We start from the raw sequence: 799 nt of genomic DNA on the forward strand, positions 1-799 counted from the left end.
CCGCCTTCCAGGGCGCGCTGAACGCGGTCCTTTCGGGCAGTCTGCCGGCGTTCCAGGCCTCGCTGGGGGCGTTGAACGGGGCGTTGCAGGCCGCGTTGAGCGCGGCGCTGTCCGGGGCGCCGGCGCTCTCGGCGGGATTCAACGCGCTGCTGGCGGCCGGGCAGAACCTGGCCGCGACGTTCACCGCGGGACTGCCCGCGCTGGCCGCGCAGCTCTCCGGGGCTTTCGGGGCCACCCTGCCGACCCTGTCGGCCGCATTCACCGGGGCGATCAACGCCGCCCTGTCGGGCAGCCTGCCGGCCTTCCAAGCCTCGCTGGGGGTGTTGTCCGGGGCGTTCACCGCCGCGCTCAACGCCGCGTTTGCCGGGGCTCCGGCCCTGCAAGCCGCCCTGAACGCCGCCCTGAACGCCGGGGCCACCCTGGCCGCCACCTTCACCGGCGCCTTCCCGGCCCTGGCCGCCCAACTCAGCGCCGCCTTCGGCGGCACCCTGCCCGCCCTCAACGCCGCCCTCTCGGCGACCCTGAGCGCAGCGTTCTCGGGCAGCCTGCCGGCCCTGCAAGCCTCCCTGGCCGCCCTCAACGGGGCGTTCACCGCCGCCTTCAACGCCGCCCTGGCCGGCGCCCCGGCCCTGCAAGCCGGCCTCAACGCGCTGCTGAGCGCCGGGGCCAACCTGGCCGCCACCTTCACCGGCGCCCTGCCGGCCCTGGCCGCCTCCTTCCAAGCCACCCTGCCCGCCCTCAACGCCGCCCTCTCGGCGACCCTGACCGCGGCCTTCTCCGGCAGCCTGCCGGCCCTGCA

At 76.3% G+C, this 799-nt stretch carries 1 pseudogene; it reads left to right on the forward strand.

The annotated features are described in order from the left end of the window. Positions 1–799 (forward strand): annotated as a pseudogene (locus AC5Y7D_RS30870) (hypothetical protein); the annotation flags it as partial.

Source organism: Mycobacterium sp. NGS49 (assembly GCF_059812565.1).